General features: G+C 61.7%; 17 protein-coding genes. 7 read left to right on the top strand and 10 right to left on the bottom strand.

What is annotated here, in order from left to right:
- Window positions 1-59 precede the first annotated feature (59 nt).
- Together C8264_RS00090 and C8264_RS00085 are read left to right on the top strand one after the other, a co-directional pair.
- Entirely contained in the window at window positions 60-1,277 is a 1,218-nt protein-coding gene (locus tag C8264_RS00090) for an MFS transporter (protein ID WP_108458925.1), read from the top strand.
- A gap of 128 nt (window positions 1,278-1,405) precedes the next feature.
- Window positions 1,406-2,659: a multidrug effflux MFS transporter gene (locus C8264_RS00085; RefSeq protein ID WP_108458924.1), complete on the top strand. Its 1,254-nt coding sequence runs from the start codon at window positions 1,406-1,408 to the stop codon at window positions 2,657-2,659.
- A gap of 159 nt (window positions 2,660-2,818) precedes the next feature.
- Here C8264_RS00085 and C8264_RS00080 read toward each other — a convergent pair whose 3' ends face one another.
- Genes C8264_RS00080 through C8264_RS00070 form a run of 3 tightly spaced genes read right to left on the bottom strand, consistent with a single transcriptional unit; the run spans window position 2,819 to window position 4,161 of the window.
- A complete protein-coding gene (locus C8264_RS00080) occupies window positions 2,819-3,454 on the bottom strand; it encodes an ATP-dependent Clp protease proteolytic subunit (protein WP_108458923.1) in 636 nt (211 codons plus the stop codon).
- 36 nt (window positions 3,455-3,490) lie between these two features.
- On the bottom strand, window positions 3,491-3,832 hold the full coding sequence (locus C8264_RS00075) for an SRPBCC family protein (protein WP_108458922.1): 342 nt from the start codon (window positions 3,830-3,832) through the stop codon (window positions 3,491-3,493).
- Window positions 3,829-4,161: an ArsR/SmtB family transcription factor gene (locus tag C8264_RS00070; protein ID WP_108459463.1), complete on the bottom strand. Its 333-nt coding sequence runs from the start codon at window positions 4,159-4,161 to the stop codon at window positions 3,829-3,831. Before C8264_RS00070 ends, C8264_RS00075 begins: the two co-directional genes overlap by 4 nt.
- Window positions 4,162-4,361: 200 nt before the next feature.
- On the opposite strand from C8264_RS00070, the gene C8264_RS00065 reads away from it, so the two are divergent.
- Entirely contained in the window at window positions 4,362-5,558 is a 1,197-nt protein-coding gene (locus C8264_RS00065) for a pyridoxal-phosphate-dependent aminotransferase family protein (protein ID WP_108458921.1), read from the top strand.
- On the opposite strand, the gene C8264_RS00060 is transcribed toward C8264_RS00065, so the two are convergent.
- Both C8264_RS00060 and ttcA read right to left on the bottom strand, forming a co-directional pair.
- Entirely contained in the window at window positions 5,555-6,358 is an 804-nt protein-coding gene (locus tag C8264_RS00060) for an inositol monophosphatase family protein (RefSeq protein ID WP_108459462.1), read from the bottom strand. The genes C8264_RS00065 and C8264_RS00060 overlap by 4 nt on opposite strands.
- Window positions 6,359-6,369: 11 nt before the next feature.
- Entirely contained in the window at window positions 6,370-7,227 is an 858-nt protein-coding gene (ttcA, locus tag C8264_RS00055) for a tRNA 2-thiocytidine(32) synthetase TtcA (protein ID WP_425430658.1), read from the bottom strand.
- Window positions 7,228-7,402: 175 nt separating this feature from the next.
- Here ttcA and sbmA point away from each other — a divergent pair, with 175 nt between their 5' ends.
- The gene (sbmA, locus tag C8264_RS00050) at window positions 7,403-8,698 is read left to right on the top strand and encodes a peptide antibiotic transporter SbmA (RefSeq protein ID WP_108458920.1); all 1,296 of its coding nucleotides are present in this window, start codon (window positions 7,403-7,405) and stop codon (window positions 8,696-8,698) included.
- A 243-nt stretch (window positions 8,699-8,941) separates the two neighbouring features.
- Here sbmA and rpsD read toward each other — a convergent pair whose 3' ends face one another.
- The 5 genes from rpsD to C8264_RS00025 form a co-directional block, all read right to left on the bottom strand.
- Window positions 8,942-9,559 carry a 30S ribosomal protein S4 gene (gene rpsD, locus C8264_RS00045; protein ID WP_108458919.1) on the bottom strand — a complete coding sequence of 206 codons (618 nt, stop codon included), beginning with the start codon at window positions 9,557-9,559 and terminating at the stop codon, window positions 8,942-8,944.
- A gap of 180 nt (window positions 9,560-9,739) precedes the next feature.
- A complete protein-coding gene (locus tag C8264_RS00040) occupies window positions 9,740-11,008 on the bottom strand; it encodes an MFS transporter (protein ID WP_108458918.1) in 1,269 nt (422 codons plus the stop codon).
- Between the two features lie 67 nt (window positions 11,009-11,075).
- Complete coding sequence (locus tag C8264_RS00035; RefSeq protein ID WP_108459460.1) at window positions 11,076-11,885, bottom strand: RNA methyltransferase; 810 nt, start codon at window positions 11,883-11,885, stop codon at window positions 11,076-11,078.
- Window positions 11,886-11,940: 55 nt separating this feature from the next.
- The gene (locus C8264_RS00030) at window positions 11,941-12,537 is read right to left on the bottom strand and encodes a GNAT family N-acetyltransferase (protein WP_108458917.1); all 597 of its coding nucleotides are present in this window, start codon (window positions 12,535-12,537) and stop codon (window positions 11,941-11,943) included.
- A 116-nt stretch (window positions 12,538-12,653) separates the two neighbouring features.
- Window positions 12,654-13,319, bottom strand: a complete 666-nt coding sequence (locus C8264_RS00025; RefSeq protein ID WP_245892870.1) for a GNAT family N-acetyltransferase — start codon at window positions 13,317-13,319, stop codon at window positions 12,654-12,656.
- A gap of 38 nt (window positions 13,320-13,357) precedes the next feature.
- On the opposite strand from C8264_RS00025, the gene C8264_RS00020 reads away from it, so the two are divergent.
- From C8264_RS00020 to C8264_RS00010, 3 genes are all read left to right on the top strand, one after another.
- The gene (locus C8264_RS00020) at window positions 13,358-13,693 is read left to right on the top strand and encodes a TfoX/Sxy family protein (RefSeq protein WP_162783380.1); all 336 of its coding nucleotides are present in this window, start codon (window positions 13,358-13,360) and stop codon (window positions 13,691-13,693) included.
- Window positions 13,694-13,809: 116 nt separating this feature from the next.
- The gene (locus C8264_RS00015; protein ID WP_108458916.1) at window positions 13,810-15,021 is read left to right on the top strand and encodes an NADP-dependent isocitrate dehydrogenase; all 1,212 of its coding nucleotides are present in this window, start codon (window positions 13,810-13,812) and stop codon (window positions 15,019-15,021) included.
- A gap of 241 nt (window positions 15,022-15,262) precedes the next feature.
- Window positions 15,263-16,393 carry an OmpP1/FadL family transporter gene (locus C8264_RS00010; protein WP_162783379.1) on the top strand — a complete coding sequence of 377 codons (1,131 nt, stop codon included), beginning with the start codon at window positions 15,263-15,265 and terminating at the stop codon, window positions 16,391-16,393.
- The last annotated feature ends 265 nt before the right edge of the window (window positions 16,394-16,658 follow it).

Raw genomic sequence — 16,658 nt, 5'->3', positions numbered from 1 at the left:
TGCTTTGCGACATCGTAGCGCAGGCGTAAAAGGTGGCAGCGCCACCTGGAGCACGCTTCATGTCTTCGTCCGCCCTTCGCCCCGCCGTGCCCCTGCTCGTCTTGATCATTGCGGGCTGCATCATTGCCGCGATCGGCAATGGCGTGCGCACCAGTTTCGGTCTGTTCACCCTGCCAATGACGGGCGATCTGGGCCTGACGCGCGAGGGCTGGGGCATGGCCATGGCCATCCAGAACCTGGCCTGGGGCATAGCCCAACCCTTCGCCGGCGCCTTCGCCGACCGGGTGGGTACCGGCCGCACAATCGCCGTGGGCGCCGCGATCTACGCGCTGGGCGTGCTTGGCATGGCCTTTTCGCCCACCGCCGGGCTGCTCACGATCACCGCCGGCATTGTCACGGGCGTCGGTATCGCCATCTGCTCGTTCAGCGTCGTGATGGCAGCATTCGGCCGTTCCGTTCCGAATGAAAAACGTTCCCTGATCTTTGGCGTCGCCACCGCTGCCTCATCGTTCGGCCAGTTCGCCTTCGCCCCGATCAGCCAGGGCTTCATCAATGCCTTCGGCTGGCAGTCGGCCCTGCTCTATCTCGCCATGGCGCTGCTGCTGATCATTCCGCTCAGCTACGCGCTCCGCGGCCGCACCGAGAACACCACCGGACATGCGGATTTGCCGTTCATGGAGGCGTTGTCGAAGGCCTGGGGCCACGGCTCCTATCGCCTGCTGGTGATCGGCTTTTTCGTCTGCGGCTTCCACCTCGCCTTCATCAACGTCCACATGCCGGCCTATCTCGTGCAATGCGGCCTCTCGCCCGAAGTCGGCAGCTGGACGATCGCGGTAATCGGCCTGTTCAATATTGTCGGCTCACTGCTGGCCGGCTATCTCGGCGGCCGTCTGCCCAAGCAGATGCTGCTTGCGACTATCTATTTCCTGCGCTCGGTGGCCATCGGACTGTTCCTTTTGATTCCCGTCAGCGAAGTCACCGCCTACGCCTTTGCGGCCGCTATGGGCCTTCTCTGGCTTTCCACCGTGCCGCTGACCGCAGGCCTCGTGTCGCTGTTCTTCGGAGCGCGCTACATGGGCATGCTTTATGGCATGGCGTTCCTTAGCCACCAGATCGGCTCGTTCGTCGGCGTCTGGCTGGGCGGCTATGTCTATGACCAGACCGGCTCCTATAGCCTGGTTTGGTACATGGGTATTCTCCTGGGGCTCGGCTCTGCCGCACTGCATCTGCCGATCAACGAACGCAGTGCATCCAGCTTTGCGTTGAAACCGGCTTGACGGAACCGGTCGGCAGGAACCATCGTTTTTTGCCGATCAAAGCTTGCCAAAGCGCTACATGGAGTTCATGGTCCGCGCCACGAACCCTGGCGCCCCTTTCTGCGGCGACACCACTTCAGAGATCATCAATGTCCGATCATTTCACGCGCATCCTTTCGCGCCCCGAATTCATTGCCTTGATGGCAGCCCTGATGGCGCTGAATGCCCTGGCTATCGACGTCATGCTGCCGGCCCTCCCCTACATGGGCGAAGCGCTTGGCGTGTCGAGCGAGAACGAGCGTCAGTTCGTCATATCCTCCTACATGCTGGGCATGGGCATCGCGGTGCTGGCATTCGGTCCTTTGACCGACCGGTTTGGCCGGCGCGCGCCACTCCTTTTGGGCATGGCGCTCTATATCCTGGCCGCCATCGTCGCAGTCTTTGCACCCAGCTTTACCATTCTGCTCGTATTGCGCTTCATCCAGGGAATGGGTGCCGCCAGCGTGCGTGTCATCGCCACCGCCGTGGTGCGGGACCGCTACTCGGGCCGCGAAATGGCTGAAGTCATGTCGCTGACCTTCATGGTGTTCATGGCCATCCCGATCATCGCGCCCGGTATCGGCCAGGTGATCCTGCTGATGGGTGACTGGCACAACATCTTCATCTTCATGGGTGTGCTGGCGGCAATTTTCTGGGTCTGGACCTATATCCGCCTGCCCGAAACCCTGCCGGTCGAACACCGCCGTCCACTGAGCTTCAAGGCCGTGGTCGACGGTTTCGTCATCGTTTTCACCAATCGCGTGGCGATTTCCTACGGCATGGCAGGCACGTTCCTGTTTGGCGCCCTGTTCGGTTTCATCAGTTCCAGCCAGCAGATCTATGTCGATATCTATGGCCTGGGCGTCTACTTTCCCGTGGCTTTCGCTGCAATGGCCGGGCTGATGGGGGTGTCCTCGTTCACCAATTCCCGCATTGTCCGTCGCGTCGGCATGCGGCGGCTGTCGCACGGCGCCATGCTGGCGTTCACCGGCTTTGCCGGCGTCTGGCTGGTCTTCGCCCTGATCGGCTTCCTGCCGCTCTGGCTGTTCTTCTCGCTCCTGGCGATCATCATGTTCAGCTTCGGCTGGGCCGCCTCGAACATGAATTCGCTGTCGATGGAGCCGCTTGGCGCCGTCGCCGGCACCGCCGCTGCCGTGTTCGGCTTTATCCAGACCGTGGGCGGCGCGCTGATCGGCAGCTACACCGGCCAGCTCTTCAACGGCACCACCATCCCAACGGCGGTAGGCTATTTCAGCATGGGTGTGCTGGCACTGATCTGCATCCTCATCGCCGAACGCGGCAAGCTGTTCGGCGTCGGCGAGGAACACAGCCACGGCGACCTCAGCCACCAGGCAGCGCACTAGGCTATACGAACCCTTCGCGGTGTCGCCTCTTTCCCTTCTCCCCTGAGGGGAGAAGGTGGCCCGCAGGCCGGATGAGAGGTTCAGCATTGGTGTGCTTGCCGTGAGGCTACGCCCCTCCCCCCTCAAGGGCGATGGCGCGAAAGAACCGGGCAGCAACGCTTAGTTGTCTGTTCCCTCACGACCACCGGCCCCCTCGATCGCGCCGCGATCAGCATAGACATGATCGACCAGGCCCCAGGCCCGGGCCTGGTCGGGTGTCATGAAGTTGTCCCGCTCCAGCGCGGCTTCCACCTCCTCATAGGTTCGTCCGCAGTGCTTGCTATAAAGCATGTGCATGCGCCGCTTCAGGCGCTGGCTTTCCTCGGCATGGAGCATGATGTCGGTCACCTTACCCTGAAAACCGCCGCTGGGCTGGTGCAGCATGATCGACGCGTTGGGCAGGCAGATGCGGCTGCCGGGCGCGCCGGCCATCAGCAGGAATGAACCCGCGGACATGGCCATGCCCATGCACAGCGTCCCCACCGGCGCCTTGATGAACTGCATGGTGTCGTACATCGCCATGGCCGAGGTCACCACGCCGCCGGGCGAGTTGATATAAAGGCTTATCTCCTTTTTCGGATTCTCCGCCTCAAGAAACAGCAGCTGCGCGCAAACAAGCGAAGCCATGTTGTCTTCGATCTCGCCGTTCACAAAGATGATCCGCTCGCGCAGCAGGCGCGAGTAGATATCGAAGGACCTCTCCCCTCGGCTGGATTGTTCAACGACCATAGGGACGAGTTGCATCATGTCGCGCATAGGCGAACTCCTTTTGGGAAACTGTATCGAGAAGTGCTAGGCGGCCAGCATCATGGGGCCGCGTTGATTGCTGTTTGCCGCCACCGGCAGTGCGAGCGGCGCATGGGTCAGCTTGAACCAGGTGCCCCCATCGTGCATCGGGGTCAATTCGAACGTGACGACACTATCCTCTGCGCCGACGATTGCGCCCTGCCCCGATTCGCGCCACCGATAGGTCAGGCTCTTGTTCTCCTCGGCGGTCACCACAGCCAAATCGATGTGCTGATCGGGCTTTAGCCAGCGCGCCAGATATTCGGGAATGGTCAGCGCCCGCCAGACCTTCTCGGGCGGAGCATCGAGCGCGCATTCAAAGACGATTTCGTTGTCCTGTCCGGTCACTGATCCATCTCCTTGAGCAAATCCTTGAGGGCACCGATTCGCTCGGGCCAGAATGCCCGATATCGTGCGAGCCACTCATGCAGTGGCGCCATGCCTTCCGGCTCGACGCGATAATTGACATAGCGACCCGTGCGCCGCTCGCTGATCAACCCCGCTGCCCGCAACACTGCCAGATGCTGGGACATAGCCGGCTGCGAAATGGCAAAACCTTCCCGCAACTCGCTTCCGGTCATCTCGGCCGATGCCAGACGCTCAAGCACCGCCCGCCGGGTCGGATCTGCCAGAACCTTGAAGATATCGACATCACTCATGCCAACACATAAGCACAGACTTATGCGTCGTGGCAAGGGCATTGGTGAGCACACTCAATTGCCCTCATGGTGAGCCTCCTGAGCTTGTCGAAGGACGAACCACGAGGCCGTGGCACCCGGCCCCATGAAGCGAATCCCCCATGCACACAGACCGCTTGCCCCCGGCTCCCGAGTCATGACTGATACCCCGGCCCTCCAAATTCCACCCGGACCATCCCATGCCTCTCGCCACCGGCCGCTCCTACCTCGCCATCCCTGGCCCTTCCGTGTCACCCGATCGCGTGCTCAACGCCATGCACCGCACGGCGCCCAATATCTATGAAGGCGAGATCATTGACGTTACCCGAACAGTCGTAGCCGATCTCAAGCGTGTGGCGCTGACCGGGCAAAACGTCGCGATCTACATCGCCAATGGTCACGGCGCCTGGGAAGCGGCAATCTGCAACATGTTCTCGCGCGGCGACCGCGCGCTGCTAGCGGCAACCGGTCGGTTTGGTTTCGGCTGGGCGGAGACAGCCCGCAAGATGGGCATCGAGGTCGATATCCTCGATTTCGGCAAGAGCGGCCCGGCCGATCCCGCCCGCATTGCCGAGGCATTACGCGCCGATACTGATCACGAAATCCGTGCGGTCCTCGTCACCCATGTCGATACCGCCTCCAGCGCCCGCAACGATATCGCTGCCATCCGCGCGGCAATCGACTCGGCCGGCCACCCGGCCCTGCTCGCGGTCGACGCCATTGCCTCGCTTGGCTGCGACGAGTTGCGGATGGATGAGTGGGGCATCGACGTCATCATCGGCGCAAGCCAGAAAGGCCTGATGATCCCGCCGGGATTGGGCTTCATCTGGTTTTCCGACAAGGCGCTGGCAGTGTCTCAGCAATCGGGCCTTGTAACGCCTTATTGGGATTGGAAGCCGCGCGCGGTCGGCGCCGAGTTCTGGCAATATTTCGGCGGCACCGCACCCACGCACCATCTCTATGGCCTGCGCGAAGCCCTGACGATGATCCTGGACGAGGAGGGCCTCGAGAACACCTGGGACCGGCACCGGCGGCTGGCCAATGCCATCTGGGCGGCCTTCGACGCCTGGGGCAAGGGCACCGGCATCGCGCTCAACATTCCTGACCCAAGCGCCCGCGGCTGGTCCGTCACCGCCGCCACCATCCCCAATGGCGGCGCCGGCGCCCTTCGCAAATGGCTGGAAACCGAAGCCGGCGTGACGCTCGGCATCGGCCTGGGTATGGCCCAGCCGACCGAACCTTCCTATGCCGATTTCCTCAGGGTCGCCCATATGGGTCACGTCAACGCCCACATGACGCTCGGCGTCCTCGCCACCATGGAAGCCGGCATGCAGGCGCTCGGCATTCCACATGGGCCCGGCGCACTTGAAGCCGCCGCCGCAGCCATTCTGCGCTAGAAGGTAAAGACTTCGCGCCGCAACGCTTCCCAGCTCTCGCGGTTCGCCGCGAGCAGCAGCCCGCCACCGATGTGATGCGGCTGATAGGGCGAGCCATCCATGCGCGCAGCGTATCCGCCGGCCTCCTGGCTGATCAGCACGCCCGCCAGGTGATCCCAGGGCATGAGCTTGTTGTAGCTGAGAAACTGTGTGTGGCCCGAAGCGAAGATGCGATACTCGTGCCCAGCGCAGCGGAAGTTCGACAGCAGCCGCACCTTGGCCGTGTTCTGCAGGATTTGCGGCCGCGTCTCGGCCGGCATGTAGGCAACCGACGCGGTGCCCACCATCTGTTCGATCGGCAGCGGATCGGCAACCTGCAGGCGCGCCGCCTCGCCATTGGGCCGCCGCAACCAGGCGCCAGCGCCCTTCTCGGCCATGATCCAGTCATCGCCCATCGGATCGTAGATGATGCCGGCCACGGTTTCCCCGCCCGACACTACCGCCGCCATGCAGGCGAACAGCGGCAGCCCGGCGGCATAGTTCGCCGTCCCATCGATTGGGTCCACCACCACCGCCAGATCGGCCTCCGCGAGCCGCCCGAGCAATGCAGGGTCCGCCGCCACCGATTCCTCACCGACAAACAGCGCCTGCGGCATCCATTGCGCAAGGCGCGCCTTGATCACCTCCTCGGTCGCAACGTCGGCCTCCGTGACTAGGTCGATCGCTTCGGTCTTGGTGGTCACCATGCTGGCGTCGAGCCGGCGAAAGCGCGGCAGGGCTTCGGCACGTGCAGCGTCGCGCAGGATATTGGCAAGCGCCATGGCATCGAAGGTCACGAGGCAGTCCTTTTGCTGAACAAGGCATTGAAATCAAACAGCTTGGTGTCAAGCATGTGACTGGCGTTCACGTTCCCCAGCGCCCGGATCATCACATCCTTGCGGCCGGGCATGCGCTTTTCGATATCGCCGAGCATGGCCTTCATGGCGTTGCGCTCCAGCCCATCCTGCGAACCGCAGAGATCGCAGGGAATTATGGGAAAACCCATCGCATCGGAAAAGCGCTGCAGGTCATCCTCGGCACAATAGATCAGCGGCCGCAGCACCTCGACATCGCCCTCGTCATTGAGCAGCCGTGGCGGCATCGCAGCGACCTTGCCGCCATGAAAGAGGTTCATGAAAAAGGTTTCGAGGCTGTCGTCGCGATGATGGCCCAGCACCAGCGCCGTGCACCCCTCCTCGCGCGCGATGCGATAGAGATTGCCGCGGCGCAACCGGCTGCACAGCGAGCAATAGGTCGCCCCCGCCGGCAGCTTTTCGGTCACGATGGAATAGGTGTCCTTGTATTCGATGCGGTGGGGCACACCCAGATCACCCAGATATTTAGGCAGGATATGCTTGGGGAAATTGGGCTGCCCCTGATCGAGATTGCACACCAGCAGCTCGACCGGCAGCAGCCCGCGCCATTGCAGATCGAGCAACAGCGCCAGCATGCCATAGCTATCCTTGCCGCCCGAGAGCGCCACCAGCCATTTCTCGCCCGGCCGCACCATGCCGAATTTTTCCAGCGCCTCGCGGGTGTTTCGGATCAGCCGCTTGCGCAGTTTGTTGAACTCGCCGGTGCGCGGCGCATGGGCGTAGACGGGGTGTCCGCCGCCCTCTGCCTCCTGCGTGCCTTCGGGCGCCGCTTCCATCACCTGGCTCATGCCGAAACTCTCTTTCATGTCGTGCCCTGCTGATAGCGCCCCCGGCCGCCGAGGGGAAGGAAAACCGGCGCAAGGCAACCTTACCAAAGCTTAATTTGGCATTCTTGCTTTCACCCAGGTCGCGCCGTTAGATGACGCATTCATGACGCCCCGGAGCTTTGCGGTGTTTCGTTCCTTCTTTCCCGATCCCAAGATTTTCTTTCCCTCCGCTGTCCTTTGGATCGTAGCCGCTATGGTCATCTGGTTCCTGGCGGGAGACGCACTCGCCGGCTTCATCGGCCTTGGCCGCTGGCTGGGCACGGCGCCCACTGAAGCGGTGCCTGATCCGTTCCTCTCGCCCGACAAGATCTGGCTCTACCAATACGTGCTGATGATCGGCTATTCCTTTTGCCTGTTCTGGTACTTCTACAAGCGGCACTACTGGTTCTGGTGGTCCGTGGTCGGCACCGTCACCATCCTGGAAGCGACCTATTTCACAGTGCAGTGGGACGCCTGGTCGAATGGCTGGAATGGCATTTTCTTCGATCTCCTGCAGAGAGGCTCGTCCAATCCCGGCACCGTGACCTTCGACCAGATCGCCGAGCAGACCTATGTCTATGCAGCGGTAATGGCGCCTTATATCATCCTCATCGTCGCCCTGTCGTTCTTCACTTCGCACTACGTGTTCCGCTGGCGCCGAGCGATGACGTTCTACTACATGAGCCAGTGGCAGCGGCTGCGGCACATCGAAGGCGCGTCCCAGCGCGTGCAGGAAGATACGATGCGCCTGGCGCAGATCCTTGAAGGACTTCTGGTCGCCTTCTTCGATTCCATGATGGTGCTGGTCGTGTTCCTGCCACTGCTGTACGGGCTTTCGGCCAATATCACCACCGTGCCGATTATCGGCGAAGTCGATGGTGCGCTGGTCTGGGTAGCGCTGATCCTGGCGGCATTCGGTACCGCGCTGCTGGCCCTCGTGGGGTATCGCCTTCCGGGCTTGGAGTTCCACAACCAGCGCGTCGAAGCGGCCTTCCGCAAGGAACTGGTCTATGGCGAAGACAGCGGCGAACGCGCCGAGCCGGTGACGGTGCGCCAGCTCTTTGCCGGCGTGCAAAAGAACTACTTCCGCCTCTACTGGCACTACACCTACTTCAATCTTGCTCGCTTCTCCTACGGCAACGTGGCCAGCATTCTGCCGATGCTGGTGATGGCACCCTCGCTCGTGGCGGGCGCCATGACCATGGGCACCTACCAGCAGGTGGTGCTGGCGTTCAACCGCGTATCGGCCTCGTTCCAGTTCCTGGTAACGTCCTGGCCGACCATCGTCGAATTGCTGTCCGTGCATAAGCGCCTTCGGGCCTTCGAGAGCCACCTCCCGCCCGATGCTCCTTTGATAGTGGATGCCGACCTGCCCGATGATCCACCCCCGCACGAGGAGGTCGTCGACGTCGGCGTCCCCAGCCGGCCGGGGAATCCATAAACCAGGCTATTGGGCCGCTCTCCGGAGCGGCCTTTTTGAAGGCACACGGATCTGGTTCAGGTGACGAAAGTTGGAAGACCTCATGGTGAGCTTGTCGAACCACGAGGTCGAGCGAGTGGAGCGTCGGTGCCACGACCTCGTCCTTCGACAAGCTCAGGATGAGGTCTACTGAGGCAACCACCCAAAAACAAAAAAGGGCCGCTCCAGCGAGCGGCCCTTTCCAATTCAGTAATTCGACTGCGCTTAGCGCGAGTAGAATTCGACGACCAGGTTCGGTTCCATCTGGACCGGGTATGGCACGTCCGACAGGGCGGGCACGCGCACATAGGTGGCGGTCATCTTGTTGTGGTCGACTTCGACGTAATCCGGAACGTCGCGTTCGGCCAGCTGGGTGGCTTCGATCAGCACGGCGAGCTGCTTGGAGCGCTCGCGCACTTCGATCTTGTCGCCGATCTTGACCTGGTAGGATGGGATGTTCACGCGCTTGCCATTGACCAGGATGTGGCCATGGTTGACGAACTGGCGGGCGGCAAACGGCGTTGCCACGAACTTGGCGCGGTAGATGATCGCGTCCAGGCGCGACTCGAGCAGGCCGATCAGGTTCTCGCCGGTGTCGCCCTTGACGCGGGCAGCTTCGGTGTAGAGTTTCTTGAAGGCCTTCTCGGTGACCGAGCCGTAATAGCCCTTGAGCTTCTGCTTGGCGCGGAGCTGCAGGCCGTAGTCCGAGAGCTTGCCCTTGCGGCGCTGGCCGTGCTGGCCGGGGCCATAGGCGCGCGCGTTGAGCGGGGAGCCGGGACGGCCCCAGATGTTTTCGCCAAGACGGCGGTCAATTTTGTGCTTAGCAGAAATGCGCTTCGACATCGCGTATCCTTTTCAAAGTCGAAAAAATGGATCGCGCCCTCCTCTGCCACCCCCGGAGGGATGACCGACAGACCCCAATAATTTAGGAGATCCCGGGTGCGCCTAGAGGCCAGTGGCCCGTATAGGTGGCCGCGTGATATAAGCGGCAAGGCCCAAAGTCAAGCCATGCCCTTGTTTGTCCTACTGCGCAGCACTGGGCTCGGCGATCCCGTCGGCGACCATTCTGTGGTCGAGCGTTTTCTGTTCGCGCAGGCCCGGGAAAATCTGGCTCCAAATACCAGCCACGGCGATGGCGCCAAAGCCGCCGATCACCACTGCCGCGACCGGACCGATAAAGTGCGCCACTGTCCCGGCCCTGAACTCGCCCAGTTCATTGGACGCGCCGATAAACACCGAATTGACGGCATTGACCCGCCCGCGCACTTCCTCGGGCGTCCAAAGCTGCATGATGGTCTCGCGGATGGTGACGCTCACCATGTCGGAAGCGCCAACCAGCGCCAGCGCCGGAATGGAAATCCACAGCGAGGTCGAAAACCCGAACACCACGGTAAACGCCCCGAACAGCGCAACGAAGACGAAAAGGATCCGGCCCGCAAAATTGCGGATCGGAAACCGCGTCAGGTAAAGCGCCATCACGATTGCGCCCAGCCCCGGCGCGGCCCGCAGCAACCCATTGGCAATCGAGCCGCCATGCAGGATATCGGTGGCATAGATCGGCAGCATGGCCACCGCCCCGCCCATCAGCACCGCGAACATGTCGAGCGAAATGGCGCCGAGCACCACCTTGTTGCTGAAGATATAGCGGAAACCGCCGAGCAGCGTTTCCATGCTGGTGGCTGCATGCGATTCCCGCTGCGGCGGCTGGGGAATCATCAGAACGCTGCCGATGGCGCACAGCAGCAGCACAGCGCCCGTGCCGAAGGCCACCACAGGCCCAAAGGCATAAAGCACGCCGCCCAACGCAGGCCCTGCAATCGCGGCAAACTGCCAGGCCGACGCATTGACGGTAATGGCGTTCGACAGCGCCTCGGACGGCACCAGATTGGGTGCCAGCGATTGCGCCGCCGGTCCCCAGAATGCACGCGCAGTGCCGAGCACCACAAGAATACCGAACAGCGGCCCCACTTCGTGCGCTTCGGCATTGACGAACAGCAAGAAGCCGAGCGCACAGGCCAATTCGACCCCAAGACAGATCGCCATGATCTTGCGGCGATTGAAGCGGTCTGCGGCCAGCCCCGTCACCAGAATGAGCACCAGGGCAGGCAGGAACAGGCAGAGCCCGACCATCCCAACCAGCAACGGTTCACGAGTGACCGTATAGATCTGGTAGGCAATGGAGACCGACATGATCTGGACGGCAAAGCTCACCAGGAGCGTCGTGATCCAGAAGTAGCGGAAACCGATATAACTAAAGGCGCGACGGGACGCATCGGCTGGGGACGTGCTCATCCCTCAGCCAATCGCACGGCGATTTGACGCAGTCAAAGCCGGAATGAACAAGAAGCGTCCAAAAGCCTCAAGAATCGTTTTCGTCCCGTTGCGGCTTCTGCCGGTTGGGGTTTGGCCGCTGGTGGCGCCGGTCGATCGAAGAGATCACGCCGCGCAGCGTGCGGATCTCCTGGCTGGTGAATTTGCCCCGCTCCAGCATGGTGCGCAGATTGTTGATCACGGTCGGCCGCTTGTCGGGAGCGGTGAAAAAGCCCGAGCCGTCCAGCGTGGACTCCAGATGCCCGAATAGCCCGATCAGTTCGTCGCGCGGCGCAACCTCGGCCATGGTCTCGCTGAACGGCAATTGTGTGCCGAGTTCGCTGTGCCGACGATATTCATAGGCCATGAGCAGCACGGCCTGGGCAATGTTGAGCGAGGCGAAAGCCGCCTCGACCGGCAAGGTGACGATTGCATCGGCGAGCGCAACTTCCTCGTTGAGCAGGCCCCAGCGCTCACGGCCGAACAGCAGGCCCGCTCCCCTGCCATTGCTGATGTGAGCATGCAGATTGCCCGATGCCTCGTCCGGTCCGAGCACCGGTTTTTTCAGGTCTCGCGAGCGGGCGGTCGTGGCATAAACCAGGCTAAGATCGGCGATCGCCTCTTCCAGCGTTTCGAAGACGCGCACCTTGTTGATGACGTGATCGGCGCGGGACGCTGCGGCTACCGCGCGCTCATTGGGCCAGCCGTCGCGTGGGCGGACCAGCCGCAAATCCCACAGCCCGAAATTGGCCATGGCCCGGGCCGCCGTGCCGATGTTCTCGCCCAACTGTGGCTCGCACAGGATAACGGCCGGCGTCGGCCGCAACTCGATTTTAATGGAAGAATCCGTACCGGCCATGCTGCCCAACCTAAACGATCAGGCGACATAGCCGATTTATGGGTGCCAGATCAAATCAGGCGACGCGATGGCGCAGGGGCAGTTCCTTGACCTTGGCAGAACGCTGCCACTCACGATCGAGGATGGCAAAGTGCAGTTCTTCGTCCCATTCGCCCTGGAACAGGGCATGCTCACGATAATGCGCCTCAAGCCGCATGCCCATCTGCTGCATCAGCTTGATCGAATGGTGGCTGCGCCCGTCGCAGCGCGCAAAAATCCGATGGATGCGGAAGTGGTCGAAGGCGAGATCGAGCAAAGCGCCGAGCGCCTCTTTCGCAAAGCCCTGCCCTGAATAACTTGGGTTAATGCAGAACCGCACTTCACCCTGCCCGGCGGTAGCATCCGACCAGTTGAGCGACACATGCCCGATCAGAATCTTGTCGCCCTTGCGAACCATTGCCAGCGTCAGGGTATCTCCCGGGCGTTGCAGGCTCACGTGGTTCCGCATGATGGCAAGGGCGCATGCCACTTCCGCTTCGTCCCGCGTGCGGCTGAAAACATAGCGCTGCATCGTCGGGAGCATGTGGTAGGCGCAGAGATCATCAATGTCGCTGCGCTCAAAAGTCCGCAACACCAAACGGTCTGTTTCAATAGGCAATGACAAAGATGACATGGTAATTTCCGCTCCCTGGCCGATAGTTGTGACCCAGCATCTTCAACGTCACTCTGGAAGGGGAGGTTCCTGCGCTGGGCAGGAAAAAACTACCTCATGCAAATTACTGGCATTCCTCAAGAAATTTCTTCCTGCGGATGACGCAGCCGGCGCCACTCCTGCCACAGGATTGCATAGATATATTCCTCGTCCCAGGAGCTCTTGAATATGGCGTGTTCGCGAAAATGGGCTTCGCGCCGCATGCCGAGCCGCTCCATCAGCCGCCAGGATGCCTCATTGCGCACATCGCATCGTGCCGACACGCGGTGCATGTCTCCGGGGCCGAACGCCAGGTCCAGCATGAAATTGGCAGCTTCCGTGGCAAAACCCTTGCCTTGGTATCCCGGATCGAAAATCCAGCCCACCTCCCCCTGACGCGCCTCTACGCTGCGCCAGATCAGGGAAACCTCACCGATCAGCGCACCGGTTTCGCTCAGCTCCACCGCAAGGATGATCTTGTCGTCCACCTCCGCAAGTCCGATCTGGGTGATCCGCTGTTGCACCGCCAGCGCACACTCTTCCCGGCTGAGCGGATGGTCGAACAGATAGCGCGCTACCTCATCCAGCCTGCGATAAGCAAAGACACCGTCCACGTCACCGCGAGTGAACGGGCGCAGGGTCAGCCGCTCGGTATGCAGCGGATATGTCGGGTAAAGCGCCATCGCATTCTCCTGCCCCTCAAGCAGTTTGCGCAGTGGCTGGCGCAAACGCAAGACCGGCTCTTGCGGCAGCACAAACGCCATGCAAGCCTTCAACTCCGCCACGCCCCACCGAGCCGCCCATGAGTTTTGCTTCCGACGAACTGTCCGACCGCATCCGCGACACGCTCGATCCTCGCCTTTCTATCACCGAGCAGAAAATGTTCGGCGGCCGCGCCTTCATGCTGGCCGGCAACATGCTGGTTGCCGTGATGAAGGAAGGCAGCCTGCTGGTTCGCGTCGGCAAGGAGAACCAGGAACAATACCTGTCCGAACCCGGCGCAACCCTGATGCGGATGGGCGACCGCACCATGACCGGTTTTCTCGAAGTTTCGGGCGATGTGCTTGAAGACGAGGACATCCTCATGCACTGGATCGGCGCCGCCCTCGCCTTCGTGCGCACCCTGCCGCCCAAGTAGCGCCCGCTGGGCAAGCCCCCATGCCGAGGCGGTCTTTGCGCTTTTGGCTGCCGATGCTATAGGGGCTGCCGAACTCGGCCATAAGGCCATACGCGGATTTCAGGGAGAATTTTCCGATGAGCAAAATCAAGGTCGCCAATCCAGTCGTGGATCTCGACGGCGATGAGATGACCCGCATCATCTGGCAGGCGATCAAGGACAAGCTCATCCATCCTTATCTCGATCTGCCGATCGAATATTACGACCTCAGCGTTGAAAGCCGCGACGCGACCAACGACCAGATCACCATCGACGCTGCCCATGCCATCCAGAAGCACGGCGTCGGCATCAAATGCGCCACCATCACCCCCGATGAACAGCGCGTCGAAGAATTCAAGCTCAAGAAGATGTGGAAGTCGCCAAACGGCACCATCCGCAACATCCTGGGCGGCGTGATCTTCCGCGAGCCCATCATCTGCAAGAACGTGCCGCGCCTCGTGCCGGGCTGGACCCAGCCGATCATCGTCGGCCGCCACGCCTTCGGCGATCAGTACCGCGCCACCGACTTCACCTTCCCCGGCAAGGGCACGTTGACCATCAAGTTCACCGGCGAAGACGGCCAGGTCATCGAGCACGAAGTCTATCAGGCGCCCGGCGCAGGCGTCGCCATGGCGATGTACAACCAGGACGACTCGATCCGCGATTTTGCCTATTCGAGCTTCAACTACGGCCTCGCCCGTGGCGTGCCGGTATACCTGTCGACCAAGAACACCATCCTCAAGGTCTATGACGGTCGCTTCAAGGACATCTTCCAGGAAATCTACGACGCCGAGTTCAAGGAACAGTTCGAAGCCAAGAAGATCTGGTACGAGCACCGCCTGATCGACGACATGGTCGCCTCGGCACTCAAGTGGTCCGGCGGCTACGTCTGGGCCTGCAAGAACTATGACGGCGACGTGCAGTCCGACATCGTGGCTCAGGGCTTCGGCTCGCTGGGTCTGATGACCTCGGTTCTGGCCACGCCCGATGGCAAGATCGTCGAGTCCGAAGCCGCCCACGGCACCGTGACCCGTCACTACCGCCAGCACCAGCAGGGCAAGGAAACCTCGACCAACTCCACCGCCTCGATCTTTGCCTGGACCCGTGGCCTCGCCCACCGCGCCAAGCTCGACGACAACGAGGCGCTGGCCAAGTTCGCGCTGACGCTCGAAAAGGTCACCGTCGACACCATCGAAGAAGGCAAGATGACCAAGGATCTGTCCCTGCTCGTCGGCCCCGATCAGCCTTGGCTCTCGACCCTGGGCTTCCTCGACGCTATCGACCAGAACCTGCAGAAGGCCATGGCATAATCCGCCACATCCAACTCTGAAGCAAAGGCGGCACCCAGTGCCGCCTTTGTCGTTTGATTTACCAGGCCAACAGGCGACTGTTGCGCCGTTGCACCCACTGACACAATTTAGCCTAAATGCGATCAAGTCCGATTGACCGGCAGCGCGAACTAGGTTGAAGTTGACGCATACGTCAACCGTGCTGCGAATGCAGGCGGTTTCGCAGCGGCGATGGAGGATCGCCGCTTCAGGGGAGAAATGCATGGCACGCCGCCACTTATATATTTTTGCGCTTGCGGCCTTGGCCGTCCCCGCCGCAATCGGCTCAGCCCATGCCGGGGGCCTCGAGGCCAACGGCTACAATTGGGATCTTCTCTTCGATCCGGCAACATACGCCGGCAAGGGCACGCTGACCCACGTCACCATCAACCACGAAACCCAGAATTCCGGCTTCGGCCCCGGCACCGTGGCAACCTCATCCAATCGCGTCTACTACAACATGGGCTTCAAGGCCGATTTCCTTGATACCGCCTCGTGCCTGATCTCGGTGCAGAATCCCTGGGGCACCGGGATTGACCGCGACCCTGCCTATGCGCGCGACACGGGACAAGTCGTCCGCGAGCGCCTCACCTCCAATGACATCGGCGCGACCTGCGCCTTTGGCTTCGATGTCGGCCCGGGCCTTGCCAGCATCATCGGCGGCGTATCGGCGCAGCAGCTTAACTACGAAGCGCGCCTGGCTCCGCCATTCCCCGGCCCCATCCGGATGGAAAACCTCTCGCTGGATGGTTCCGGCTTTGGCTGGCGGCTGGGCGCCGCCTACGAAGTTCCCGAAATCGCGCTGCGCGTAAGCGCCATCTACAACGCGGCAATCGACTACGAACTCGAAGGCACGGTGTACGGCAATGTTCTGCCAAAGGTTGGCGCAACGGCCGACCTGACCATGCCACAGAGTTTCGAGGTCAAGGCACAAACCGGCATTGCACCGCGCTGGCTGGCACTGGGCAGCGTCAAATGGGTCGATTGGTCCGCCATCGACGAGCTCACCGTCAACAATTCGATACGCCCGGTCGGCACCACCCTCGCCTATGAGGATGGCTGGTCGGTATCGGCCGGGATCGCCCACGTCCTGACCGAAGAGCTTACCGTGCTGGGGTCGCTCAACTGGGACAAGGGCACCTCGCAGCGCAACAGCGACGGCGTCCTCATGGCGGGCAACCAGAGCGACCGCTACGGCGTGTCACTGGGTGCGGCTTACCGCCCCACGGCCAATTTCGAACTGTCCGGCGGTGTCTCCTATTCCCTGATCAGCGCCGACAGCAATGCCCGCGGCGAATCCTGGGACACCGGCAACGTGCTAGCCTTCAGCATCAGCGCCAAGGCGTCATTCTAAGTCCTCTGGACCACTAACCCACGCCACCTTCTCCCTTCTCCCCAAACGGGAGAAGGACCCGCCCCATTCATCCACGCCGTCATTCCCGCAAAAGCGGGAAGGTGGACTCACGTTTGAAGTGCAACACGGTTAGAGAAACTGGAGAAGACCTCATTTGGGGTTTGGAAGTCGAGACATTTTCGCGGGGTGTTGTTGTAGAGGGCGACAATGGTTTGCAGGTGCTCGTCGGTGATGGTTGCCAGGTCGGATTTTCGCGGCAGCCTGC

The sequence above is a fragment of the Devosia naphthalenivorans genome, from assembly GCF_003056355.1.
GTDB classification, from domain to species: domain Bacteria; phylum Pseudomonadota; class Alphaproteobacteria; order Rhizobiales; family Devosiaceae; genus Devosia; species Devosia naphthalenivorans.
The sequence above is the reverse complement of the archived record's forward strand: the minus strand, read 5'-3'. Positions and strand labels throughout refer to the sequence as shown.

What these genes read in the sequence shown, in the direction of transcription:
- C8264_RS00040 (WP_108458918.1), bottom strand. Translation starts at nt 11,008, where the DNA reads ATGAGCACGTCCCCAGCCGATGCGTCCCGTCGCGCCTTTAGTTATATC.
- C8264_RS00080 (WP_108458923.1), bottom strand. Translation starts at nt 3,454, where the DNA reads ATGCGCGACATGATGCAACTCGTCCCTATGGTCGTTGAACAATCCAGC.
- C8264_RS00065 (WP_108458921.1), top strand. Translation starts at nt 4,362, where the DNA reads ATGCCTCTCGCCACCGGCCGCTCCTACCTCGCCATCCCTGGCCCTTCC.
- C8264_RS00085 (WP_108458924.1), top strand. Translation starts at nt 1,406, where the DNA reads ATGTCCGATCATTTCACGCGCATCCTTTCGCGCCCCGAATTCATTGCC.
- C8264_RS00025 (WP_245892870.1), bottom strand. Translation starts at nt 13,319, where the DNA reads ATGGCGTTTGTGCTGCCGCAAGAGCCGGTCTTGCGTTTGCGCCAGCCA.
- C8264_RS00015 (WP_108458916.1), top strand. Translation starts at nt 13,810, where the DNA reads ATGAGCAAAATCAAGGTCGCCAATCCAGTCGTGGATCTCGACGGCGAT.
- C8264_RS00010 (WP_162783379.1), top strand. Translation starts at nt 15,263, where the DNA reads ATGGCACGCCGCCACTTATATATTTTTGCGCTTGCGGCCTTGGCCGTC.
- C8264_RS00090 (WP_108458925.1), top strand. Translation starts at nt 60, where the DNA reads ATGTCTTCGTCCGCCCTTCGCCCCGCCGTGCCCCTGCTCGTCTTGATC.
- C8264_RS00060 (WP_108459462.1), bottom strand. Translation starts at nt 6,358, where the DNA reads ATGGCGCTTGCCAATATCCTGCGCGACGCTGCACGTGCCGAAGCCCTG.
- C8264_RS00035 (WP_108459460.1), bottom strand. Translation starts at nt 11,885, where the DNA reads ATGGCCGGTACGGATTCTTCCATTAAAATCGAGTTGCGGCCGACGCCG.
- C8264_RS00030 (WP_108458917.1), bottom strand. Translation starts at nt 12,537, where the DNA reads ATGTCATCTTTGTCATTGCCTATTGAAACAGACCGTTTGGTGTTGCGG.
- C8264_RS00020 (WP_162783380.1), top strand. Translation starts at nt 13,358, where the DNA reads ATGAGTTTTGCTTCCGACGAACTGTCCGACCGCATCCGCGACACGCTC.
- rpsD (WP_108458919.1), bottom strand. Translation starts at nt 9,559, where the DNA reads ATGTCGAAGCGCATTTCTGCTAAGCACAAAATTGACCGCCGTCTTGGC.
- ttcA (WP_425430658.1), bottom strand. Translation starts at nt 7,227, where the DNA reads ATGGAAGCGGCGCCCGAAGGCACGCAGGAGGCAGAGGGCGGCGGACAC.